Annotated in this window: 21 protein-coding genes, 1 tRNA gene, 2 rRNA genes and 2 riboswitches (1 of these 26 cut by a window edge); of the genes, 8 read left to right on the top strand and 16 right to left on the bottom strand. The window is 43.7% G+C overall.

The genetic code is table 11. The features are described 5' to 3' along the window. Window positions 1-464 (bottom strand): 23S ribosomal RNA (locus tag CDO84_RS14805); it reaches 2,464 nt to the left of the window's first position. 170 nt (window positions 465-634) lie between these two features. After that, a 16S ribosomal RNA gene (locus CDO84_RS14810) occupies window positions 635-2,184 on the bottom strand. The 16S and 23S rRNA genes sit together here, the layout of an rRNA operon. Before the next feature lie 400 nt (window positions 2,185-2,584). Further along, window positions 2,585-2,686, top strand: a riboswitch (TPP riboswitch). Window positions 2,687-2,785: 99 nt separating this feature from the next. On the opposite strand from CDO84_RS14810, the gene thiT reads away from it, so the two are divergent. Next, window positions 2,786-3,364 carry an energy-coupled thiamine transporter ThiT gene (gene thiT / locus CDO84_RS14815; RefSeq protein WP_040082022.1) on the top strand — a complete coding sequence of 193 codons (579 nt, stop codon included), beginning with the start codon at window positions 2,786-2,788 and terminating at the stop codon, window positions 3,362-3,364. Window positions 3,365-3,404: 40 nt separating this feature from the next. Here the strand turns inward: thiT and CDO84_RS14820 are convergent, their stop codons facing one another. Genes CDO84_RS14820 through CDO84_RS14830 form a run of 3 tightly spaced genes read right to left on the bottom strand, consistent with a single transcriptional unit; the run spans window position 3,405 to window position 6,018 of the window. After that, on the bottom strand, window positions 3,405-3,926 hold the full coding sequence (locus CDO84_RS14820) for a GNAT family N-acetyltransferase (protein ID WP_040082020.1): 522 nt from the start codon (window positions 3,924-3,926) through the stop codon (window positions 3,405-3,407). A 17-nt stretch (window positions 3,927-3,943) separates the two neighbouring features. Continuing rightward, window positions 3,944-5,473, bottom strand: coding sequence for a flotillin lipid rafts scaffold protein FloT (gene floT / locus CDO84_RS14825; protein ID WP_014665126.1), 1,530 nt, complete (start codon window positions 5,471-5,473; stop codon window positions 3,944-3,946). Window positions 5,474-5,493: 20 nt separating this feature from the next. After that, complete coding sequence (locus CDO84_RS14830) at window positions 5,494-6,018, bottom strand: NfeD family protein (protein ID WP_040082019.1); 525 nt, start codon at window positions 6,016-6,018, stop codon at window positions 5,494-5,496. Window positions 6,019-6,186: 168 nt separating this feature from the next. On the opposite strand from CDO84_RS14830, the gene CDO84_RS14835 reads away from it, so the two are divergent. Beyond that, window positions 6,187-6,675, top strand: coding sequence for a DinB family protein (locus tag CDO84_RS14835; protein ID WP_040082017.1), 489 nt, complete (start codon window positions 6,187-6,189; stop codon window positions 6,673-6,675). Window positions 6,676-6,680: 5 nt separating this feature from the next. On the opposite strand, the gene CDO84_RS14840 is transcribed toward CDO84_RS14835, so the two are convergent. The 3 genes from CDO84_RS14840 to betB all read right to left on the bottom strand — a co-directional run bounded on the left by CDO84_RS14840 (window position 6,681) and on the right by betB (window position 10,044). Beyond that, window positions 6,681-7,259: an MOSC domain-containing protein gene (locus CDO84_RS14840; RefSeq protein WP_040082016.1), complete on the bottom strand. Its 579-nt coding sequence runs from the start codon at window positions 7,257-7,259 to the stop codon at window positions 6,681-6,683. Between the two features lie 87 nt (window positions 7,260-7,346). Then, complete coding sequence (gene gbsB / locus CDO84_RS14845) at window positions 7,347-8,555, bottom strand: choline dehydrogenase (protein ID WP_040082527.1); 1,209 nt, start codon at window positions 8,553-8,555, stop codon at window positions 7,347-7,349. Window positions 8,556-8,571: 16 nt separating this feature from the next. Beyond that, window positions 8,572-10,044 (bottom strand): betaine-aldehyde dehydrogenase, encoded by a 1,473-nt coding sequence (gene betB / locus CDO84_RS14850; protein ID WP_040082015.1) that lies wholly within the window; start codon window positions 10,042-10,044, stop codon window positions 8,572-8,574. A gap of 199 nt (window positions 10,045-10,243) precedes the next feature. Here betB and gbsR point away from each other — a divergent pair, with 199 nt between their 5' ends. The 4 genes from gbsR to ktrB all read left to right on the top strand — a co-directional run bounded on the left by gbsR (window position 10,244) and on the right by ktrB (window position 13,910). Beyond that, window positions 10,244-10,786 carry a transcriptional regulator GbsR gene (gene gbsR, locus CDO84_RS14855; RefSeq protein WP_040082013.1) on the top strand — a complete coding sequence of 181 codons (543 nt, stop codon included), beginning with the start codon at window positions 10,244-10,246 and terminating at the stop codon, window positions 10,784-10,786. Window positions 10,787-10,983: 197 nt separating this feature from the next. Then, window positions 10,984-11,529, top strand: coding sequence for a biofilm surface layer hydrophobin BslA (gene bslA, locus CDO84_RS14860; RefSeq protein WP_014665133.1), 546 nt, complete (start codon window positions 10,984-10,986; stop codon window positions 11,527-11,529). Between the two features lie 146 nt (window positions 11,530-11,675). Next, a riboswitch (cyclic di-AMP (ydaO/yuaA leader) is annotated at window positions 11,676-11,824 on the top strand. Window positions 11,825-11,897: 73 nt separating this feature from the next. Continuing rightward, a complete protein-coding gene (ktrA, locus tag CDO84_RS14865) occupies window positions 11,898-12,566 on the top strand; it encodes a potassium uptake protein KtrA (protein ID WP_014665134.1) in 669 nt (222 codons plus the stop codon). A gap of 6 nt (window positions 12,567-12,572) precedes the next feature. Beyond that, window positions 12,573-13,910: a Ktr system potassium transporter KtrB gene (ktrB, locus tag CDO84_RS14870; protein WP_040082011.1), complete on the top strand. Its 1,338-nt coding sequence runs from the start codon at window positions 12,573-12,575 to the stop codon at window positions 13,908-13,910. A 35-nt stretch (window positions 13,911-13,945) separates the two neighbouring features. Here the strand turns inward: ktrB and CDO84_RS14875 are convergent, their stop codons facing one another. From CDO84_RS14875 to CDO84_RS14885, 3 genes are all read right to left on the bottom strand, one after another. Beyond that, window positions 13,946-14,209 (bottom strand): YiaA/YiaB family inner membrane protein, encoded by a 264-nt coding sequence (locus CDO84_RS14875; RefSeq protein ID WP_003222348.1) that lies wholly within the window; start codon window positions 14,207-14,209, stop codon window positions 13,946-13,948. A gap of 108 nt (window positions 14,210-14,317) precedes the next feature. Next, a complete protein-coding gene (gene lytG, locus CDO84_RS14880) occupies window positions 14,318-15,166 on the bottom strand; it encodes an exo-glucosaminidase LytG (protein WP_040082009.1) in 849 nt (282 codons plus the stop codon). A gap of 160 nt (window positions 15,167-15,326) precedes the next feature. Beyond that, entirely contained in the window at window positions 15,327-16,859 is a 1,533-nt protein-coding gene (locus tag CDO84_RS14885) for an MFS transporter (protein ID WP_040082526.1), read from the bottom strand. A 504-nt stretch (window positions 16,860-17,363) separates the two neighbouring features. On the opposite strand from CDO84_RS14885, the gene cdoA reads away from it, so the two are divergent. Further along, window positions 17,364-17,849, top strand: coding sequence for a cysteine dioxygenase (gene cdoA, locus CDO84_RS14895; protein WP_040082007.1), 486 nt, complete (start codon window positions 17,364-17,366; stop codon window positions 17,847-17,849). 89 nt (window positions 17,850-17,938) lie between these two features. On the opposite strand, the gene CDO84_RS14900 is transcribed toward cdoA, so the two are convergent. The 3 genes from CDO84_RS14900 to CDO84_RS14910 all read right to left on the bottom strand — a co-directional run bounded on the left by CDO84_RS14900 (window position 17,939) and on the right by CDO84_RS14910 (window position 20,208). Continuing rightward, window positions 17,939-18,011, bottom strand: a tRNA-Ala gene (locus CDO84_RS14900). A 107-nt stretch (window positions 18,012-18,118) separates the two neighbouring features. Further along, window positions 18,119-18,949, bottom strand: coding sequence for an undecaprenyl-diphosphate phosphatase (locus CDO84_RS14905; RefSeq protein ID WP_040082006.1), 831 nt, complete (start codon window positions 18,947-18,949; stop codon window positions 18,119-18,121). A 92-nt stretch (window positions 18,950-19,041) separates the two neighbouring features. Next, window positions 19,042-20,208 (bottom strand): AI-2E family transporter, encoded by a 1,167-nt coding sequence (locus tag CDO84_RS14910; protein WP_040082005.1) that lies wholly within the window; start codon window positions 20,206-20,208, stop codon window positions 19,042-19,044. Window positions 20,209-20,389: 181 nt separating this feature from the next. Between CDO84_RS14910 and iolU the strand changes: the two genes are divergently transcribed. Next, complete coding sequence (gene iolU / locus CDO84_RS14915) at window positions 20,390-21,376, top strand: scyllo-inositol 2-dehydrogenase (protein WP_040082004.1); 987 nt, start codon at window positions 20,390-20,392, stop codon at window positions 21,374-21,376. A gap of 40 nt (window positions 21,377-21,416) precedes the next feature. Here iolU and rhaA read toward each other — a convergent pair whose 3' ends face one another. Next, entirely contained in the window at window positions 21,417-22,691 is a 1,275-nt protein-coding gene (gene rhaA, locus CDO84_RS14920; RefSeq protein ID WP_040082003.1) for an L-rhamnose isomerase, read from the bottom strand. 26 nt (window positions 22,692-22,717) lie between these two features. Beyond that, window positions 22,718-23,032 (bottom strand): L-rhamnose mutarotase, encoded by a 315-nt coding sequence (gene rhaM, locus CDO84_RS14925; RefSeq protein WP_040082002.1) that lies wholly within the window; start codon window positions 23,030-23,032, stop codon window positions 22,718-22,720. Window positions 23,033-23,040: the final 8 nt, after the last annotated feature.

Here is a 23,040-nt window from a genome sequence, read left to right on the forward strand (position 1 = left end):
GATGGTCCTCCCGGATTCCGACGGAATTTCACGTGTTCCGCCGTACTCAGGATCCACTCAGGAGAGAACGAAGTTTTGACTACAGGGCTGTTACCTCCTATGGCGGGCCTTTCCAGACCTCTTCATCTACCTCGTTCCTTTGTAACTCCGTACAGAGTGTCCTACAACCCCAAGAGGCAAGCCTCTTGGTTTGGGCTAATCCCGTTTCGCTCGCCGCTACTCAGGGAATCGCATTTGCTTTCTCTTCCTCCGGGTACTTAGATGTTTCAGTTCCCCGGGTCTGCCTTCTCATATCCTATGAATTCAGATATGGATACCACTCCATTACGAGTGGTGGGTTTCCCCATTCGGAAATCTCCGGATCAAAGCTTGCTTACAGCTCCCCGAAGCATATCGGTGTTCGTCCCGTCCTTCATCGGCTCCTAGTGCCAAGGCATCCACCGTGCGCCCTTTCTAACTTAACCGTTAAAAAGAATCACTATGTGATATCTTGTATTACTAATTGAATGTGATGTCTACTGTTATCTAGTTTTCAAAGAACACGTTTCGAAGGAATGATCCTTCAAAACTAAACAAGACAGGGAACGTTCTGTTTATAAGACCCAAGGTCTTATATTCCGTATAATATCCTTAGAAAGGAGGTGATCCAGCCGCACCTTCCGATACGGCTACCTTGTTACGACTTCACCCCAATCATCTGTCCCACCTTCGGCGGCTGGCTCCTAAAAGGTTACCTCACCGACTTCGGGTGTTACAAACTCTCGTGGTGTGACGGGCGGTGTGTACAAGGCCCGGGAACGTATTCACCGCGGCATGCTGATCCGCGATTACTAGCGATTCCAGCTTCACGCAGTCGAGTTGCAGACTGCGATCCGAACTGAGAACAGATTTGTGGGATTGGCTTAACCTCGCGGTTTCGCTGCCCTTTGTTCTGTCCATTGTAGCACGTGTGTAGCCCAGGTCATAAGGGGCATGATGATTTGACGTCATCCCCACCTTCCTCCGGTTTGTCACCGGCAGTCACCTTAGAGTGCCCAACTGAATGCTGGCAACTAAGATCAAGGGTTGCGCTCGTTGCGGGACTTAACCCAACATCTCACGACACGAGCTGACGACAACCATGCACCACCTGTCACTCTGCCCCCGAAGGGGACGTCCTATCTCTAGGATTGTCAGAGGATGTCAAGACCTGGTAAGGTTCTTCGCGTTGCTTCGAATTAAACCACATGCTCCACCGCTTGTGCGGGCCCCCGTCAATTCCTTTGAGTTTCAGTCTTGCGACCGTACTCCCCAGGCGGAGTGCTTAATGCGTTAGCTGCAGCACTAAGGGGCGGAAACCCCCTAACACTTAGCACTCATCGTTTACGGCGTGGACTACCAGGGTATCTAATCCTGTTCGCTCCCCACGCTTTCGCTCCTCAGCGTCAGTTACAGACCAGAGAGTCGCCTTCGCCACTGGTGTTCCTCCACATCTCTACGCATTTCACCGCTACACGTGGAATTCCACTCTCCTCTTCTGCACTCAAGTTCCCCAGTTTCCAATGACCCTCCCCGGTTGAGCCGGGGGCTTTCACATCAGACTTAAGAAACCGCCTGCGAGCCCTTTACGCCCAATAATTCCGGACAACGCTTGCCACCTACGTATTACCGCGGCTGCTGGCACGTAGTTAGCCGTGGCTTTCTGGTTAGGTACCGTCAAGGTACCGCCCTATTCGAACGGTACTTGTTCTTCCCTAACAACAGAGCTTTACGATCCGAAAACCTTCATCACTCACGCGGCGTTGCTCCGTCAGACTTTCGTCCATTGCGGAAGATTCCCTACTGCTGCCTCCCGTAGGAGTCTGGGCCGTGTCTCAGTCCCAGTGTGGCCGATCACCCTCTCAGGTCGGCTACGCATCGTTGCCTTGGTGAGCCATTACCTCACCAACTAGCTAATGCGCCGCGGGTCCATCTGTAAGTGGTAGCCGAAGCCACCTTTTATGTTTGAACCATGCGGTTCAAACAAGCATCCGGTATTAGCCCCGGTTTCCCGGAGTTATCCCAGTCTTACAGGCAGGTTACCCACGTGTTACTCACCCGTCCGCCGCTAACATCAGGGAGCAAGCTCCCATCTGTCCGCTCGACTTGCATGTATTAGGCACGCCGCCAGCGTTCGTCCTGAGCCAGGATCAAACTCTCCGATAAAGTAGTTTGACTGACTACGCACATCGCTGTGCGATTTATAAAAATGAATTAACAGGTACGTTTTGTCTTGTTTAGTTTTCAAAGATCATTTCGTCACTTCTTAATGAAGCAGCTTTACTAATGTAACATTCAGCTTCTTTTTTGTCAACAACTTTTTTGCGTTATTATTGAAGCTTTTTGTTTGTGTCCGCTGTGCATCAGCGACGTTTAATAATATAACACCTGTGTTTATTTATTGCAATAGTTTTTTAAAAAAATCTATAAAACAAATAAACTATAATCCTCGCCATGATTTCTAAAGCGTGTGTATTATATAATTTTCTTAAAAGAACATATATATCAGTCATGTGATCTTGTTGTTTTTTTCGTTTTCTTGTATAGTAGAAACGAACTAAATACTGATGACCACAAGGGGAGCATTAAAGCTGAGAGTGAGCGGTTTCGTTCTGACCCTTTGAACCTGTTAGTTAACGCTGGCGTAGGGATGTGGCAAAGTCAAATGAATTGCAGATCGTAAAGCAGTGCGTGGAACTTTTCTCATCCTTCCGCGTGCTGCTTTTTTGTTGTCCTTTTGGTTGTCTGTCAATGGAAGGAGATATTTATGGATCAATCTAAGCAACTGGTTCGCCTTATTGAAATTGCCATTATGACAGCAGCAGCCGTTATTTTAGACATTGTCTCGGGAATGTTTCTTAGCATGCCTCAAGGAGGCTCGGTCTCCATCATGATGATTCCGATCTTTTTGATTTCGTTTCGCTGGGGTGTCAAAGCGGGCCTTACTACCGGTTTGTTGACAGGCCTCGTACAAATAGCGATCGGAAACCTGTTTGCACAACATCCTGTACAGCTATTATTGGATTACATTGTCGCGTTCGCAGCAATCGGCATAAGCGGCTGTTTCGCTTCTTCTGTCCGTAAAGCCGCTGTAGCAAAAACAAAAGGGAAATTGATTGTTACAGTGGTTAGCGCAGTTTTTATCGGCAGTTTCCTGCGCTATGCCGCGCATGTCATTTCAGGAGCTGTGTTTTTCGGCAGCTTCGCTCCAAAAGGAACGCCGGTATGGATTTATTCTTTAACTTATAATGCGACTTATATGGTTCCTTCATTCATTATTTGCGCCATTGTCCTATGTTTATTATTTATGACAGCACCGCGTTTACTCAAAGCTGACAAAGCTTAAAAGTGACAATCCCCCAGCGAATTCCGCTGGGGGATTTTTGTTATCTGTTAAGGAGTGTTTTTAAAGCAGAAAGATCCGGCCAGCCAAGGCCCGCTTCTTTCAGCCTTACTCCGGCAATTTCAAAGCTGTCCTCCGATACTCTTTCAGGAGAATAGGACTGATAAAATATAATCGAGGGGTTCTGCTCAATGACCCAAACAAACATGCTCGAAAAGCCATGTTGAAGCAAAAACTCTGCTCCTTTTGTTAAGAGCGCCCTCCCTGCACCTTGCCGCTGGTGCTCTTCCAGAAGGTAAATAGCATATAGCTCGCCGTCATAGCCTTCTTGTTCAGAGCGAATAGGTCCAAATGAAGCAAAGCCGAATACTGAACCCTTTTCATCCTGGGTAACAAATACTCCCTTTAACGAGCGGCTTTTCCATTTGTCTTCAAATTCCTTATAGTTCAGGCTGTTTAAATAATCAGCCGGGATAATTTCGTGGTATGTTGTCCTCCAGCTGTCTACATGCACCTTTGCAATGTCCTTTATATCATCTAACCTCGCTTCACGTACAGTTACCATCCGGTTCTGTCCTTTCCTTACTCTGATTTTTGGACCGTTTTGGCTTCTTTGATTTCATTTGTTAATTCATTAATGCTTTGTTTTACGTTTCCTTTTCCTGAAAAGTTTTCAATCATTTCTTTTACGTCAATTCCTGATGATGCTTTTAAGCTTTCTTGCAGGCTTGACATTAGGTTCGTCGCATAGCTGGTTACTTTGTTAGCGCCGCTTGATTCACCGCTTCCTCCTGTATCTACAACGGTGATTTTATCAATATTTGAAAGAGGAGCCGCTGCTTGTTTCGCGTATTCCGGAAGCATTTTGACGATCATATCGAAAATCGCCGCCTGCCCGTACTGTTCAAAGGCAGCCGCAATTTTCTCTTTTGCTTCCGCTTCTGCAAGACCTTTCAGGCGGATAACCTCAGCCTCTGTTTCTCCTTTTGCCTTTTCAGCTTCTGCTTTGGCTAGCCCGTCAATTCTTACTTTTTCCGCCTCAGCCTTTGCCATTGCTTCTATACTGTACTTCTTGGCATCGGCTTCCGCTAGCTGTTTGGCTTTCTCAGCTGCTGCGGACTGCTCAACAGAATAACGGTCTGCATCGGCTTTTTTCTTCACCTCTGAGTCGTATTGACGTTCACGGCGAAGAATTTCTTTTTCTTCTAGTTCTATTTGCTTTTGGCGTTCGATAATTTTAACCTGCATTTCCTGTTCTGTGACTTGCTGGCGCGCTCTGGCTGTCTCTAAATCATATGCTTGGTCAGCATTCGCTTTTGCCGTATCTTGGTCTCTGCGGAATTCAGCCATTTTGAGCTGATTGATTTTTTCAGCTTCAGCGATTTCCGTCGCCCGTTCAAGTTCAGATTTCTTTGCATCTTTATCGGCTTCTGCCCGCTTAATCCGGGTTTCTTTATCAGCCTCTGCTGTTGCGATATCAGCATCGCGTTTTACTTGGGCAATTCTCGGTTTCCCTAATGATTCAAGATAACCGTTTTTATCACGTACATCTTTAATGGTAAACGAGACGATTACAAGCCCCATTTTCGCGAGATCCTGTGAAGCGACACGCTGCACTTCTTGAGAGAATTTTTCTCTGTTTTTATAGATTTCTTCTACTGTCATTGAGCCGAGAATGGAACGAAGGTGGCCTTCTAAAACCTCCCGCGCTTCCTGCTCACGGTCGTCTTTTGATTTTCCTAAAAATTGTTCGGCTGCTGTAGCGATTTCTCCTATAGAACCGCCGATTTTAATAATCGCAGTTCCATCAGCCATAACAGGCACTCCTTGCTCTGTATAGACTTCAGGTGTCGAAACATCAAGTTTGCTTGACAATAAGCTTAGCGGCTCAGCCTGCTGGAAGACGGGAAGGACAAAGGTTCCTCCGCCGCGGACGATTTTGAGACGGTTGCCGCCTTCATCGACATGAACATTTTTATTGCCCAGATAACTCCCCGTTACGATTAACGCTTCATCAGGCCCTGCTGTACGATACTTTGTAATAAACACAGCTATTAGTGCAATTAATAAAAAGAATACAACTCCGATGATCATTATAATCGGCATCGTCATATCAAATTCCTCCTTGTGTTTTAAATGGATTCATGCGGAGTAACAGAAAGAACTCCATTGCTAATATCTACGACCAACACCGTTGTCCCGTAACTGATTTGCTGATTATCAAAACTGACCGCTGACTTTGAAATGGTGCCGCCTATTCCTTCAATGACCACTTCGCCAAACCCGTCAACTGGAACAGCTGTAATGACTTTACCGACTCTCCCTCTTAGATCATCTTCTCTATATGCCAATGATTCTTCCGCGGATGATAATGGAACCAGCACAAAGATGTGAAGCAATATCACCAGCATGATTGAAAGGATGCAAGATAAAAGCGCAATCAGCAAGCTTGACAGCGGCAATACGAGCTCGCCTATATATCCGCCTGCTGAAAAACATGTGAAAAATGAGAGCACTAATGTCGGATTTAGAAACGGAATACCTTCCGACAGTCCTGCAAATACATCTCCGAAAAACAGAAATAACAGCGTAAGACTGCCGGCAATCATAAGCGTATAAAGATAAATCGTTTGTATAGGTACACCAAATAACTCCAATTCCCTCATCCTTTCTTCATCAATGCATTGATGAACGGCTGCCGTTACCATTTATACGAGACAACGCAGGAAAGGTTTCAAAATTTTAAGACAAATAACCTATTTTGAAGTGCTTTATAAATGATAATTGCTTATATATATGGTAATGTCATTTTAGGAGGAGATATGATGAGTATCTTTAATGAAGCCAGATTAGAAACGTGGAACGAATTGAAAGGACTTTCTGACGAAAAGCTGAACCAAAAGCCTTCTGCTGATGAATGGAGTATACGGGAAGTTCTTGACCATTTGAAAAAAATCGATATGACAGCACAAAAAATGCTGAAGGAACGTGTAAAGGACGCTCCTATCAAAGAAATTGAAGAAAAACCGCTTGAGGTGGCACAGAACAGAAATAATAAACGGAAAGCTCCGAGTCATCTTGAACCTGCGCATGATTTTATTTCAGGCAGCCAAATGAAACGCGAGCTTGATGTTGTAAGAGAGCAGCTGACAGCCACGATTGCCTCTCTGAAAGAAGAAGATTTTGAAAGAGTGCTTCCGCATCCTGTGTTTCAAGAGCTGACTGTCAGACAGTGGATCGATTTTATCGGCCATCATGAAAAACGGCACCTCAGCCAAATGAAAGAAATTAAAGAAAAGATAGAAAGGGCCTGATTTGTTCAGACCCTTTCTGCTTTTCGTTTAACTTTTCGCTGATAGGAATGAACTTCTATTTCATCACCTGCGTAAACAGCTCCGGGTCTCTCAACAATGCACACAATCCCTCTTATGTCCAGTGCGTGACGTACAAAAGCCGGCGCCAGCTTCGGTTGCTCCGGATAATAAGACTGAATGACTTCTCCCGGCTGAATGCACGGATCATTTTCGCCCTCGCACAGCAGAGCGGCTCCGCTCGGAAAAATAATCCGGCTTCCTTCTTTTAATGTAGTAAGATCTGGTATACCGCTGACTGCCACATTCGCCCCGAGCCATTCCGGCAAAATCCTCGGCACTCCCATTTTTAAAGCGATTTCGTTGCATTCCTCTATAGAAACAATTGAAATTTGTCTTCGGTTGAAAATTTCAGTCCCTCTTGAAAACATTGGTTCTCTGGCTCCCGCTTTTTTGGTCAGGCCAAAATGCAAGTCTCCGGGGATGCCGCCATAATCAAAATCAAGCTTGTCCATTTGCTTTGTTACGAAGCTTTCTGTATCTGCGATATATAAGCCTTCCGCTTTTGCGGTCATACGCTTCCACATCAGCTGGCACCTTCCTTCTCATCTAAAATTTCCATCTATGCTTCATTATCCCAAAAAATCCCGCTCTGTAAAGGAGCGGGATTTTGATTATACCGTTTTAGGCGTAAGGTTAAAGCAGCGCTTGTAGATCCAGTTGTATGCTTTTTCATTTAAATCTCTAGGATTTCCGAAGGTTTGCGGGTCTTTCATTGCTTCTTTAGACAAGCGTTCGATCATGTCAGGTGACACTCCCTGCTCTTCTAAAGTCGGCACTTCTAATTCTTTGACCAGATCATACATCCAATTGACAGATGCTTTCGCAGCTTCTTCTGTTGTCATCTTGCTTGTATCAATACCGAAGGCTTTCGCAATCCGTGCAAACTTCTCAGGATAGCCCTTCCAGTTGTATTCCATGACAGGACCCATCATCGCCGCCACACATTGGCCGTGAGCGACTGGGATAATACCGCCAAGCGTTTGGCTCATCGCGTGAGCCGCGCCAGCTGATTCACTGCCGTAAGAAAGACCGGCAAGCATTGCAGCCTGCGCCATTCCGTATCTTGCTTCCAGATCCTCTCCGTCAGCAAATGCCCTTTTAATGTAATGAGCGGCATATTCAATTGCCATTAAGGCAACTGCATCCGTAATAGGCTGCGCAAACTTCATTGTATAGCACTCAATAGCATGAGCAAGCGCATCAATTCCCGTCATGGCAGTTACATGCGGAGGCATTGAAACATGAAGCTCAGGATCAATGATGGTCAAGTGCGCTGCAATCAGCGGACCGCCCGTGTTGAATTTGAATTCTCTTTCTTCATCTGTGATCACCGCCCATTGCGTTACTTCTGATCCTGTTCCAGCCGTAGTGGGAATTGTCGTCAGTGGAGGAATGCGGTTTTCCAGCGGTTTTTTCCCATCTGCCGCTTCATAATCAAGCACGCTTCCTTCGTGAGTTGCTTCTACTCCGATTGCTTTTGCTGTATCCATGGAGCTTCCGCCTCCAACTGCCACCAAGCCATTACAGTTCTCTTTTTTGTAAAGCTCAGATCCTTCATTCACCAGACGGACAGGCGGGTTTGGCTCCACTTTATTAAAGAGCACCACTTCAATGCCTGCTTCTTTAAGTGATTCGATAACAGGATCAGCTACGCCCGCTTTATAAATCCCTGGGTCTGTGACAAGGAGCGCTTTTGAAACGCCCAGTGCAGCTACTTCCTCACCCGTATGCTTGATGGCTCCGATTCCGTGCTTAATGACAGTCGGAATTTCAAATGTGTGGAATTTCTGCATACTTTCTACCTTCATATTTAATGTCATCATCAATCTCCCCCTCTTATGAATTGAACCAGTTAACCGCTGCCGGTTTCGTATTGCGATATACGTGCTTGACTTCTGTGTATTCTTCAAGGCCTATTTTTCCAAGCTCGCGTCCGAACCCGGATTGCTTATAGCCGCCCCATGGCGCCTGTGCAAAGTACGGATGAAAATCGTTGATCCAAACAGTTCCCATTCTCAAACGGGCTGCTACCCGTTCACATTTTTCAATATCTTTTGACCATACCGCTCCGGCCAAGCCGTAGATGGTATCATTCGCAAGCTCAATTACCTCTTCTTCAGAGCTAAAGGTTTCGACTGTCAAAACAGGACCGAAAACCTCTTCCTGTACGATTCTCATGTCAGATTTACAGTTTGAAAAAATAGTAGGTTCATAGAAAAAGCCATTTTGAAGCGCTGGGTCTTCCGGGCGTTTGCCTCCTGTCTCCAGCTTCGCGCCTTCTTCTATTCCGATTTCTACATATTTTTCTACCTTTGCCCTGTGCTCCGCCGAAATAAGCGGACCGCTTTCTGTCTCTGCGTGAAAACCGTTTCCGAGTTTTATGCGTTTTGCCCGTTTGACCAGCTCCGCCAAAAATTGATCATGAATGGCGTCCTCAACAAGCAAGCGGGAGCCTGCAGAGCATACTTGGCCAGCGTGGAAAAATACAGCGTTTAATGCCTGATCAACCGCAACTTCTAAATCCGCGTCCTTGAAAACGATATTTGGGTTTTTCCCGCCAAGTTCAAGGGCGATTTTTTTGACATTTCCGCTTGCCGCCCGCATGATTTTTTTGCCTGTTTCGATTCCGCCTGTAAACGAAATCAAATCGACGTCTTTGTTTGCAGCAAGCTCATCACCCACTGTAGCTCCCGGTCCAAGGACAAGATTGGCGACACCTTTTGGAACACCGGCTTCTTCCATCAGCTTAAAGACTTTGATTGTCGTCAGCGGCGTAATCTCACTCGGCTTCATGACGATTGTGTTTCCTGCAGCCAGTGCAGGTGCGATTTTCCAGCTCGCTTGAAGAAGCGGATAATTCCATGGAGTGATCTGGCCGCAAACCCCAATCGGCTCCCTAATGATTTTGCTTTCTGAATCAGGAATTGGAGATGAAATGATCTCTCCGCCATCTTTGTCAGCCAAGCCGGCGTAATATTGAAAAACATTGGCGATATCGTCCATATCGGCTTTGCTTTCTTCGAGTGTTTTTCCTGTATCAAGAGATTCAAGCTCTGCCAGTTCCTCAAGATCGCGTCTGATTAATCCCGCAATTTTCAGAACAATCTTCCCGCGTTCAAGCCCGGAGAGTGATGACCATTCTCCTTTGTCAAATGCTCTGCGCGCGGCTGCGATTGCCTTGATGGCGTCCTCTCGCCCTCCCTCGCTTACAGTTGCAATTTCTTCTTGATTAAATGGATTGATAATGCTCCGGATCTGTCCTTTTTCAGCACTGATCCATTCTCCGTCAATGTAAAATGTTTGACTCATATAAGCCTCCTTGACGTAAATAAAGTTTGTTAAATAAAAATTTAATGTTTTTAACAACCTTAATCTAACATACGGTTTTTAAACTGTCAAAGCCCCCTTTTCGATTTTTCTTTTTGACTTTTCCCTATGTTTCGTTAAGATAAAGAACATAAAGAAATAACTTAACGAATTTAACTTTCTAAAGGAAAAGAGGGTCAGTATGGATGAAAATCCAGAATTTGCAGCTATAGAACAGGCTCGGGATCTTGTTATTGACTCCATTGCTGAAACGATGGATCTTTACGGAATTACCCGCAGTGTCGGGATTTTATATGGGACGATGTATATGAGGGATGAGATGACGCTTGACGAAATGCGCGAGGAGTTGCAAATGAGCAAACCAAGCATGAGCACAGGCGTCAAAAAGCTTCAAGACTTAAACGTAGTGAAAAAAACATTTCACCGGGGCATCCGCAAGCATACATTTGTGGCTGAAAAAGATTTCTTTAAATTTTTCACAAATTTCTTTCCCCCTAAATGGGAGCGGGAGGTTCAAGTGAATGTAGCAGCGATCGAAGAAGCTCAGGCTGATTTACAAAAGGTTTTAAGCAAGGAAGATCTCGATGAGGATATCAAAAATGAAGCACTGCAGTTATATGATCAGCTGGAAAGCTCTAAAGCTTACTACGACTGGCTGAAGCGGCTTGCTGAAGCGGTGCAGAGCGGAGAAATTTTTAAATTTATACCGATCGAAACAAAGTAAAACAGCAAACGCCTGGGAAACCAGGCGTTTTTTTAGTGTAACTACTACAAATTTGAAAAATACGGGAAAAACACCCCATTTACTTCCAAAATATTTGATGGTAATTTTATGTAGGTAAAATTTGTATTTGGCCTTTCAGAGGAGGTGAAGAGCGGGCAGGCCTGTTTAATTTATTAATTTTTAGGGGGAATTTTATTATGAAACGCAAATTATTATCTTCTTTGGCAATTAGTGCTTTAAGTCTCGGGTTACTCGTTTCTGCACCAACAGCTTCTTTCGCGGCTGAATCTACATCAACTAAAGCTCATACTGAATCTACTATGAGAACACAGTCTACAGCGTCATTGTTCGCAACAATCACTGGCGCCAGCAAAACGGAATGGTCTTTCTCAGATATCGAATTGACTTACCGTCCAAACACGCTTCTCAGCCTTGGCGTGATGGAATTTACGTTACCAAGCGGATTTACTGCAAATACGAAGGACACAATGAACGGTAATGCCTTGCGTGAAACACAGATCCTCAATAATGGGAAAACAGTGAGAATTCCTCTGGCACTTGATTTGTTAGGAGCTGGCGAATTCAAATTAAAACTGAATAACAAAACACTTCCTGCCGCTGGTACATATACTTTCCGCGCGGAGAATAAATCATTGAGCATCGGAAATAAATTTTACGCAGAAGCCAGCATTGACGTGGCTAAGCGCAGTACTCCTCCGACTCAGCCATGCGGCTGCAACTAATGTAAAAGACCGGTTAACACCGGTCTTTTTTTGCGTTTTCCCCTCCCCTTTTTTCTCTCATTTCAGTTATCTTTTTTCTGGTTTAAAATTTAAATTGACAAACACTAGAAACAGGAGTAAATTCTTGAGTGTTCAATTTCATACAGTCTCTTTTACCGCTTAATCAAACACGAACGGGGGAACCAACGATTGGCTGTTTTATTAACAGCCTTGGGGTGAATCTTACTAAGTAAGAGGGGGTACTCTGAATCCCTAATCCGACAGCTAACCTCGTAGGCGTATACAGAGAGGAGGTCTATTGCGACCATTCTTCGAAATGGTCTTTTTTTCTTAAAAAAACGTTAATTTTACTAAGGGAGTTATGAACATTGGGAAGAATAAAAAATAAGCAATTTGCCGTGATCGGGCTGGGCCGGTTTGGCGGCAGCATTTGCAAAGAGCTGCACAGAATGGGACACGAAGTCCTTGCAGTTGATATCAACGAAGAAAAGGTCAATGCTTATGCTTCTTACGCCACTCATGCGGTAATTGCCAACGCCACCGAAGAAAACGAATTGCTTTCATTAGGAATACGCAATTTTGAATATGTGATTGTTGCCATCGGAGCGAATATTCAAGCGAGTACGCTGACCACCTTATTATTAAAGGAGTTTGATATTCCAAATATTTGGGTGAAGGCTCAAAACTATTATCATCATAAGGTGCTTGAAAAAATCGGCGCGGATCGTATTATCCACCCTGAAAAGGACATGGGTGTCAAGATCGCACAAAGCCTTTCTGACGAAAACGTTTTGAATTACATTGATTTATCTGATGATTACAGTATTGTCGAGCTGCTGGCAACGCGAAAGCTTGATTCAAAATCAATTATTGACCTGAATGTGAGAGCAAAGTACGGCTGCACGATCCTGGCCATTAAACATCATGGAGATATCCGTCTTTCTCCCGCACCTGAAGACATCATTCACGAGCAGGATTGCCTGGTGATCATGGGACACAAAAAGGATATTAAACGTTTTGAAAACGAAGGGATGTAGACAAAGGTGACACTTCAAAAGGATAAAGTGATCAAATGGGTTCGGTTTACACCGCCTCAAGTGCTTGCAATTGGTTTTTTCCTAACCATTATCATCGGGGCTGTGCTGTTGAAGCTTCCGTTTTCTACACTGAAGCCATTGTCATGGATCGATGCCCTTTTTACTGCAGCTTCCGCTACAACCGTTACAGGGCTTGCAGTTGTCGATACCGGTACAGAATTTACACTTTTCGGGCAAACTGTCATCATGGGGCTGATTCAGATCGGCGGGCTTGGATTTATGACGTTTGCTGTTTTGATCGTCATGATATTAGGGAAAAAAATCGGGTTGAAAGAACGAATGCTGGTTCAGGAAGCCTTAAACCAGCCGACAATCGGCGGCGTCATTGGCCTTGTCAAAGTCCTGTTTCTGTTCTCGATCAGTATTGAATTGATAGCAGCACTCATCCTATCCATCCGGCTTGTGCCTCAGTATGGCTGGTCATCTGGATTGTTTGCCAGTCTGTTTCACGCGATTTCTGCTTTTAACAATGCCGGGTTTTCGCTGTGGCCTGATAATTTGATGAGCTACGTTGGGGACCCTACAGTGAACCTTGTGATTACTTTTTTATTTATTACAGGGGGGATCGGATTTACGGTTCTGTTTGACATTATGAAAAATCGGCGTTTCAAAGCTTTTTCCTTACATACAAAGCTTATGCTTACAGGAACGCTGATGTTGAATGCGATTGCTATGCTTGTGATCTTTATTCTAGAGTACAGCAACCCTGGCACGCTTGGTCACCTGCATATAGGGGATAAACTATGGGCTTCCTATTTTCAGGCAGTGACGCCGAGAACCGCAGGCTTCAACTCCCTTGATTTTGGAAGTATGAGAGAAGGAACCATTGTATTTACTTTATTATTGATGTTTATCGGAGCAGGCAGCGCTTCTACGGCGAGCGGCATTAAGCTGACTACGTTCATCGTGATTTTAACATCTGTTATTGCTTACTTGAGAGGTAAAAAAGAAACGGTGATTTTCCGCCGCTCCATCAAATATCCGATAATCATTAAAGCTTTAGCTGTGAGCGTCACCAGTTTGTTCATCGTATTTTTAGGGATATTCGCCCTGACGATCACAGAACAAGCGCCATTTATTCACATTGTGTTTGAAACCTTTTCCGCTTTCGGAACTGTCGGTCTATCGATGGGGCTTACTCCTGAACTGACAACAGCTGGCAAGTGTATCATCATTGTCATCATGTTCATCGGAAGAATTGGTCCTTTAACGTTCGTGTTTTCATTCGCAAAAACAGAGCAATCAAATATTCGATACCCTGACGGCGAAGTGTTTACAGGGTGATATCAAAAAAATCCGGCGTGCAATCGCCGGATTTTTTATGATTCGATATGAGATTGATTTTGTCTTTTTTCTTGTTCCGCGATGATCTCGTTGTCCTCTGCGTTGTCACGGGTCACTTTTTGTGTAAGAATCGCGCCAACAGCTACGAGTATCATAACAGCGATGTAATAACCTTTTTCATTGAGTTCCAGGTTATCAGCATTATAGAGTCCGATACTAAACAAAAATACTCCCGCAAAAAAAGTGAAATAAGCTAATACGGTAAAGGCAACCGTATTTCTGCGTCTATATTTCTGCACCTTTGTTCCCTCCCAAAAGCATAGTTAATTAGTGTTAACTGTCGTGGAATATTATACCTCAAATTCCCCGGAATGGAACAAAGAATTAAAAATACCAGTAAAAAGGACTTAGGTTGCTTCCTTTATTTCAATAGCTGAATCATCAATCCAGCCGATGAGTTTATTATTGATTTGGAATTGGTACCATACAGACTGGCCTTTCTGTTTTTTAGACACAACCTTTATATCTTTGCCGACGTAAGATTTGGCAGAGGTAAGCCTTATAGACCGATCATCAGTAGAAGGCTTGGACCATACGTCTTGGACGGCACTATCTTTAATGGAAGCATGTAAATCCACTGATTTGAGGGATGGGTTTACCTTATCGTACTCATCCAAATCGTATTTTTCCACAATAGCGCTGATTTTATGAGCGTAGTCAGGGTCTGTAGCATATCCTGCTGTTTGCAGTGCAGTAGCAGCTTCCTTATAATCTCCAGCCTCAAGCACAGGTTTATACTTCTTTTTATTCCACGATGTGCCGCGGACGAACAATTGGGCATGGTCATCCATCGATTCAAAAAACGTGCTGTATTTTCGAAACTTCGCACGAATGGTTTTTCTTTTCCCTTTTTCAACTTCGTCCGTTTCCATCGTAACGTGATGGCCTTTATAATTTCCTTTCACGCCAAAAAGGTTGTTCGCCTTAGCAGCCAGCTCGCTGTTCCCCCAGTCGGATTCGAGAATGGCCTGAGCGATTGTGATGCTGGGGAGGACATGATATTTTTCATACAAAATTTGGGCATGCCCGGACAGGCTGTCTATAAATACTTGCTGTTCATCAAATTCTTCAGTTTCTTTAGATGTTTCAATCGGTTTTGATAAAGTTGTCGCTAAAACAAACAGAGCTAGCGGAATCGATACAATGAAAAATAGTGTAATGAAGAGTTTACGTTTTTTCAATTTTTTACGGGCCATGAAAACCTTCCTTCGAATTAAAAGATTACGAATGTAAAAGAATCTACCTTTTAGAATTTTACTTGCACTTCTAATATTTTTCAATTCTTTAGGGATAAAGTTGGGAAAAGATTGCATAATAAAAACCTTTTCGTGAAAGGAAAAGGTTTTTATCACGTTTCTACTTTTGCAAATTTCTGAGTGCATTCCGATATTCTGTATCATTGATTACTTGATGTGATTTGACAGTTGCATTCGACAATCCCTGTGCTGAAACGGCCGGTTCCGGAGCTGTTTTTGCTTGGTCATGTGGTTTATGTGCAAGCTTGTGCCCCATTCCTGTAGCATTCATACAAAATGACAGGCAGACGAGAAGAACGCTGAGGATAAAAGAAATGAAAAAGAGATCATGATAAGCAGTCATCATAGAATCCTGTACCGAACCGTTTTGTCTAGCAGCATCTTTTTTCGTGAAAAAACCGATGAGAATCGGAACCCCCATATAGACAAACAATCTTAAAAACTGGACAGCTGTCATTCTCTTGACCAAATCAGGCAGCGGGCCTCCCATGGCAGCTCCCATCAGCCCTGCGGCGACTGTCAGGCCTGTTCCCGCTGCCAGCATGATAAACAGTGCTGCGAACATATAGAGAGACGATTGATCCTGCATATGCAGCCATTGAAAATTTACAAAGACGAGAATAAGTCCGCCGATAATACCGAGCATCCCTGGTCCGACTTTATCATAAAACAGAGCGCTCAAAATGGCCGCGATCGCCACTCCGATTAAAAGAGTCAAGTTTAAAAGAATGAGATGCTCCTGAGAAATATCATACATTTGACGGAGCAAGCCTTGAAAAGCAGACAGGCTGACAGCTACCGTTATCGTCCCTGCAGCTATGATCAATAACCCGAGCACCGGTTTTGGCAGAAGCATTAGTTTAATTGAAATGAAGGGATTTTTCACTTTATATTCTACTATTAATAGAACAATGAACAAACATAACGTCACACCGAAACCTGTCCATACATAACCCGATGAAAGCCCCCATTTTTGCAGAAAAATGAATGAAACCGCTGAGGCTGCAGCAAGGAGAACAGATAAAAGAATTCCCGCACGATCAAGGGGCTGTTCTTGAGCCGCTGCTCCGTGATGTTCGTCATGGAGAAAGAAATAGCTCACCGCGACACCGATCAGTGACAATGTGCCAAAGGTGAAAAACAGCCATCTCCAATGCCCGCAGCTTGTAGCTATCGTTCCCAGGATCGTGCCGATGATAACAGAACCATAAAATCCCCCAATCAGCACAAGCAGGGCATAGTTCCTGCGTTCAATCGGGAATGACAGTACAAGCATTGGAATCATAATCATCAGCATGACACCTGTTGCCGCTCCCTGTAAAAAGCGTCCTGCCACCATCCATGCAATATCGTTTGAAAATGCGATGAGCAGTGAGCCTAGTATAAAAACAGGTAATGAAGCAAGGTAGACGGGACGAGCACCGAATTTTTTCCTCAGCAGCGGTCCTGTCGGAACTAACAAGGCAAAGGCCATATTTCCGATCAATATTGGATTTACTGATGTGAAGACACTTGTTCCAACCGCTTTCTGAACAAGGCTTTGAACTGACGACAATGCCGTGTTAGACATCAATCCCGGCCCGACCGCTAAAACGGCGAGCAAAGAAATCACCCAATAGTGTTTTGTCTTCATGTTGTCATTCCTTCCTATATGAATACATGCGAAATACACCATTTTTTGAAAATAAAAGAAGCTAATAGATTTTCGCATACCATTAGCTTTCATTCTAATATTCTCCCTTTCAGGGGAAATGATATTATTTTATTATAAATATGTGAACAAATGAGCATATAATCAAATATTATTTCAAACCGCTGTGTTTTGTCAATGGCGCAAATTTCAAGCTCCAACATAAACAGTTTTTGCCCCGATATTGTGTATAAGAGCCTAAAACTCCTCGCTTGTTCCTTCAAGTGAATCAAAGCAGGCAGCTTGAATCCTTTCATCCCCCTATTCCAACTAATAAGCTCGAATAGGTTGGTGATAAGCCAACGTGTTGACCACACATTTTTTTGTGTTCACTGGGCGTTTGCCGCCTCTAATTTGTATATAGGTAAATACCATGAATTAATCTGTGAAATACCAATGTTAGGAAAAATGTTAGGGAATTTTTATTTTTTCCGGGAGGCAAAACGAATGGAACTGTATGAGTGTATCCAAGATCTTTTTAGCGGCTTGAAAAATCCATCGGTTAAAGATTTAGCAACATCATTAAAACAAATTCCAAACGCAGCACAATTGAGTCAACCGTATATTAAGGAGCCAGACCAATACGCCTACGGCCGAAATGCCATCTATCGTAACAATGAGTTGGAGATTATCGTAATTCACATTCCGCCTAACGAGGAGACAACCGTCCACGATCATGGCCAATCTATTGGTTGTGCAATGGTGCTAGAAGGAAAACTCCTTAATTCTATCTATCGCTCAACCGGCGAACACGCAGAACTCTCCAATTCATACTTTGTCCACGAAGGAGAATGCCTTATTTCAACTAAAGGTTTAATTCACAAAATGTCCAATCCGACGTCCGAACGAATGGTGTCTCTTCATGTCTACTCACCCCCTTTGAAAGACATGACGGTCTTTGAAGAACAAAGGGGTGTCTTGGAAAATTCATGATTGACAGATGAACTGTTCAACTGGAGGATTCAGAGAATGAACCTTTTTCTCAAAACAAAAAACCCTTATAGAATAAGGGTTTACAGGTATGGAGCCAAGGGGGCTCGAACCCCTGACCTCTACGCTGCCAGCGTAGCGCTCTCCCAGCTGAGCTATGGCCCCGTATGTAACGTCATGTTTATTATAGATGATTTTTTTTTGAAAAACAAGCTGTTTCCTCTTGAATTGACAGAAAAAATAAGGCTCGGGATGAGCCTTATTTTTTCGACTTACATCATGATTAAAAGTAAAATCACACCGAGAATAATTCGATAGATTGCAAATGGGACGAGTTTGATTTTATTAATCAGTCTTAAGAAGAAACGGACGACAAACAAAGCGACAACAAAGGCACAGATAAAGCCGACGATGAAAAACGGCATCAAATCCGAGCTTAAGCTGTCCCAATGCTTCACAAGGCTCAGAAAACTTGCTCCCATCATGATCGGCATCGCCATAATAAACGTAAAATCGGCTGCCGCTCGGTGGTTTAACCCGAGAATAACACCTCCGGAAATGGTTGAACCTGAACGTGAGAAACCCGGCCAAAGGGCAAGACATTGGAATAAGCCGACTGCTATCGCCTGCTTATAGGAAATGCGGTCGAGGGTGTCTGTCGCTGTTTTTCGCTTATTCACCCAATCAGCAAAAAGCATCAGGATTGCCCCGGCGATTAAACCGAAGGCCACAGTTTTAACGGAAAATAAATATTCATCAATGTAATCTTCAAACAAAAAGCCAAGAACAGCAGCTGGAACGAGCCCGACAGCAATTTGGGCAATGCTTAATTTATGTCCCTGCTTCTGGTCGCTTGTAATATTTTTTTTCAAGCCGAGTAAATTTAAAATTCGGTCTTTAAACACGATAGCTACTGCTAAAATGGAGCCTAGCTGAATAACTACTTTGAATGAATTAGCAGCTTCTTCTGACATCAGATTACTTGATTTAAGCCAGATGTCGTCTACTATGATCATATGTCCTGTCGAAGAAACCGGCGCGTACTCTGTTAATCCTTCTACGATTCCTAAAATGGCGGCTACAAACAATTCCCATAGAGTCATGATTTTGATTCTCCCCATTAGACATTTATTTTTTTACATAACGGGAGCTTCCCATAAATGGAAAGCCCGTCTTATATAACTATAAACGAAAATCACACTTTATGACCCGGCATATTTTCATTTTTTTCTTCGTCGTATAAATGTGACCGCATTTTAAACCAGTCAAATAAATGTGTGGTAATGACTTTGGCGACTGCATAGCCCGGAATGGCAAGAATGATTCCAACAACACCAAACAGTTTGCCGGCTGTTAACAGCAGAAATATAATCGTGATCGGGTGGATGTGAAGGTTTTTCCCCATAATTTGCGGAGAGATCAGCTTCCCTTCAATCAGCTGAACAATGGTCCAAACAATCACCAGCTTAAGCAGCATGAGCGGCGATGTCACTATGGCGATGATAATTGCAGGCGTGATGGCAATCGTTGGCCCTAAATATGGAACAATGCTTGTACAAGCCGCAATGACTGCGAGCAATGAAGCATAATCCAAGCCGATAATCAAATAACCGATAAACAGCAAAAACCCGATACAGAAGCTGACAATGATCTGGCCTCTGATATAAGAGCTTAACCGATGATTCATTTCACTTAAGACTGTATATGTCTGTTCTTTCAATCGAGTCGGCACAAACTTCAGTATGTAGACCGGTAATTTTTTTCCGTCTTTTAGCAAATAGAAAAGAATAAACGGAACCGTGACGATTGAAATGATAATCTCAGTCAGGGCGCCGATAAAATTCCCAACACCGGTAAAGGTGCTGTTTACGATCGTCGCTGCCTGGTCCGAGACCTTTGTAGCAAGATCAGATATATTAATGTTCATCGTTTGCTGGGCCTGATTGACGAAGTTGCTGCCGATCAGCTGTTTCGTCTGGTCTTCTACGACGTCGACATATCTCGGGATATTGTCAATCAAACTCATAATTTGTTCTTTTAAAAAGGGGATGATGGACACGATTGTGATCGTGATCAGCCCGATAATCAATAGATATAACAGCAATATAGAATAGATTCTTCTTATTCTTCTTCTCTCCAGGAAATCGACGACTGGATTTAACAGATAAAAAACAATGCCTGTCAAAATAATCGGAAGTGAAATTGTTTTGAGCAGAACAATAATCGGGGTGAAAATAAATGATGTTTTTGTAAATACAAGAATATTTAAACCAATCAGCAGCAGCACAAGCAAAAATAAAACAAACTTATTGTCCAAGAAGAATCGCTTGAATCTGCCGCTCCATGTTTGCAACGTCTCCACTATCGTTCCTCCGTCATACATAGTTTAGTTAAATTGTACACTATCGTCCCTATAATGAAAAATAAAAACCGTTAATTGCTGGAAAAGCTTTCTCTGTTGTCACATTCTATTTATCTCTATCATGTGATTTTGTTCTTTTTAAGCTATAATTTAGCTATATCATGCAAAAGGAGCGATACGAGTGATACGTTTTGCGATAATAGGAACCAACTGGATTACAGACCGCTTTCTTGAGTCAGCAGCGGATATAGAAGATTTTCAGCTGACTGCCGTTTATTCAAGATCGGCTGAACGCGCTGCTGAGTTTGCTGCTAAACACAATGCTGCGCATACCTTCTCAGACCTTCAGGAAATGGCGGAGAGCAATTGTTTTGATGCCGTATACATAGCCAGCCCGAACGCTCTTCACAAGGAACAAGCCGTACTCTTTATGAACCACGGCAAGCATGTGCTTTGTGAGAAGCCGTTTGCTTCAAATACAAGAGAAACAGAAGAGATGATCTCAGCGGCTAAGGCAAACGGCGTTGTCCTCATGGAAGCGATGAAGACCACTTTCCTGCCGAATTTCAAAGAGCTGAAAAAACATCTGCATAAAATCGGCACTGTCCGCAGATTTACCGCAAGCTACTGTCAATACTCCTCACGGTATGACGCGTTCAGAAACGGAACTGTTTTGAATGCGTTTCAGCCTGAGCTTTCCAATGGGTCATTAATGGATATTGGCGTCTATTGTATTTATCCGGCTGTTGTGCTGTTTGGCGAGCCGAAGGATGTAAAAGCAAATGGATATGCTTTATCTTCCGGAGTAGATGGAGAGGGAACTGTCATTCTGTCTTACGATGGGTTCGAAGCTGTTCTGATGCATTCTAAAATCTCTACTTCATATGCCCCGGCGGAAATCCAAGGTGAAGACGGAACGATTGTAATTGATACGATTCACCGGCCTGAACGTGTTGAAATCCGCTACCGCGACGGCCGCCTTGAAAACATTGCGATCCCTGATCCTAAACCGGCGATGTTCTACGAAGCAGAAGAATTTGTCACGCTCATAAAAGAGAATAAGCAGGAATCTGAAGAAAATACATTTGAACGGTCTTTGATCACCGCAAAAATTATGGAAGAAGCAAGAAAGCAAATGGGGATTGTGTACCCTGCTGATCATGCTTAAAAAAATCCGCCCGCGTACAAATGACGCGGCGGATTTTTTATTAGGCAATCGGAGAAGACGCCTTCCTTTTTAAAAGCACCTCTTGTTCATACTCTTTGATGTCATGCAGCCATGCCTCTTTTACCGGCACGCCCATTTGTTCACAGTAGGAATCCCAGATGGCTCCGAAAGGATATGTTTTGAATTCCTCCATCAGGGCCAGCCTTTCTGTATAGCGGCCCTCTTCCTGCAATTGTTTTAAATAGCCGTTCGGGAGGAGCAAGGCATACAATAAAGCTTTGATCATATTTCTCGTTCCGATGGTCCAGGCCGCTACACGGTTAATGCTGGCATCGAAAAAATCCAGGCCGATGGCGACCTTCTCAAGAGCCTGATTACGTACAATTTCAAGAGCGATTTCTCTCAATTCATCATCCAAAACCACTACATGGTCGCTGTCCCAGCGAACTGGCCGAGATACGTGCAAAGCAAGCTTGTCTGTAAAAAGCAGCATGGACGAGATCTTGTTTGATACCGTCTCAGTCGGATGAAAATGGCCTGTATCAAGTAAACAAAGCTTATGATTCGTCAAAGCATAAGCGAAATAAAATTCATGAGATCCGACAACATATGATTCAGAACCAAGCCCGAACAGCTTGCTTTCAACTGAATCGAGATTGTGTTGTTCACTGATCTCTTCTGCGAAAATCTGATCCAGTGATTCTTTTAATCTTTTACGCGGTGTCAGCCTGTCACTCGGGACATCCTTATAGCCGTCGGGAATCCAAATATTCGTCAAGCAAGGGGTGCCTAATTCTTTCCCGAAGTATTCTCCGATACGGCGGCACGCGATGCAATGCCTGATCCAAAATTCTCTGATATCCGGATCGGGGTGTGAAAGGGTGAGTCCATCAGCCGCTTTCTCATGCGAAAACAAGGTCGGATTGAAATCTAAACCTAGCCCTAAATCTTTTGCCCATTTTACCCAGTTTTCAAAATGCTGCGGCTTCAACTCGTCACGTGCTGTCTCTTCCCCGTTAGTTTCTGCGTAAATCGCATGAAGGTTCACACGGTGTTTTCCAGGAATGAGAGAAAGAGCCTTCTCCAAATCTCTTCTTAATTCTTCAGGCGTTTGCGCTTTTCCGGGATAATTGCCGGTCACATCAATTCCGCCTGAAAGCTCGCTCTTATCAACTTCAAAGCCTTCAATGTCGTCACCCTGCCAGCAGTGGATTGAAATGGGCACTTGCTTTAATTGCCGAAGCGCCTCTTCAACATCAATCCCCCATTTTTCATATGCCTGTTTTGCACTGTCATAATTGGCTTTTATGGTCATGCAGCTCTCTCCCTTATTTCAGTTTTTTAATCCAAATAGAAAACTTCCTTTAGATCTATCGAAACAGGACTTAAATCCGAATTTGTTTTCATTAAGGGCGCCATCGTTTTCCACCATCTCCGGCAAACTTCCGTGTCCGCCATCTTTCTCCATTTCCCTTCATCCTCTATTTCTAAATATGCAAAAAGCCGGCCTGTTTCCTCGTCTAGAAAAATGGAATAATGGTGGGCTCCATGAGCTTTGAGTGCTTCTGCCATCTCAGGCCAAATGTCATCATGCCGCTGCTTGTATTCTTCGTACTTGTCTTGATGGACAAACATGATACTGGCTTTTCTTTTCAAACTTTGTC

It is taken from the genome of Bacillus sp. MD-5 (genome assembly GCF_002201875.1).
Lineage (GTDB): Bacteria > Bacillota > Bacilli > Bacillales > Bacillaceae > Bacillus > Bacillus stercoris.

Bases quoted from the DNA above. Each gene is read 5' to 3' on its own strand.
- thiT (WP_040082022.1), top strand. From the start codon at position 2,786: ATGGATCAATCTAAGCAACTGGTTCGCCTTATTGAAATTGCCATTATG.
- CDO84_RS14820 (WP_040082020.1), bottom strand. From the start codon at position 3,926: ATGGTAACTGTACGTGAAGCGAGGTTAGATGATATAAAGGACATTGCA.
- floT (WP_014665126.1), bottom strand. From the start codon at position 5,473: ATGACGATGCCGATTATAATGATCATCGGAGTTGTATTCTTTTTATTA.
- CDO84_RS14835 (WP_040082017.1), top strand. From the start codon at position 6,187: ATGAGTATCTTTAATGAAGCCAGATTAGAAACGTGGAACGAATTGAAA.
- CDO84_RS14840 (WP_040082016.1), bottom strand. From the start codon at position 7,259: ATGTGGAAGCGTATGACCGCAAAAGCGGAAGGCTTATATATCGCAGAT.
- gbsB (WP_040082527.1), bottom strand. From the start codon at position 8,555: ATGACATTAAATATGAAGGTAGAAAGTATGCAGAAATTCCACACATTT.
- betB (WP_040082015.1), bottom strand. From the start codon at position 10,044: ATGAGTCAAACATTTTACATTGACGGAGAATGGATCAGTGCTGAAAAA.
- gbsR (WP_040082013.1), top strand. From the start codon at position 10,244: ATGGATGAAAATCCAGAATTTGCAGCTATAGAACAGGCTCGGGATCTT.
- bslA (WP_014665133.1), top strand. From the start codon at position 10,984: ATGAAACGCAAATTATTATCTTCTTTGGCAATTAGTGCTTTAAGTCTC.
- lytG (WP_040082009.1), bottom strand. From the start codon at position 15,166: ATGGCCCGTAAAAAATTGAAAAAACGTAAACTCTTCATTACACTATTT.
- CDO84_RS14885 (WP_040082526.1), bottom strand. From the start codon at position 16,859: ATGAAGACAAAACACTATTGGGTGATTTCTTTGCTCGCCGTTTTAGCG.
- cdoA (WP_040082007.1), top strand. From the start codon at position 17,364: ATGGAACTGTATGAGTGTATCCAAGATCTTTTTAGCGGCTTGAAAAAT.
- CDO84_RS14905 (WP_040082006.1), bottom strand. From the start codon at position 18,949: ATGACTCTATGGGAATTGTTTGTAGCCGCCATTTTAGGAATCGTAGAA.
- rhaA (WP_040082003.1), bottom strand. From the start codon at position 22,691: ATGACCATAAAAGCCAATTATGACAGTGCAAAACAGGCATATGAAAAA.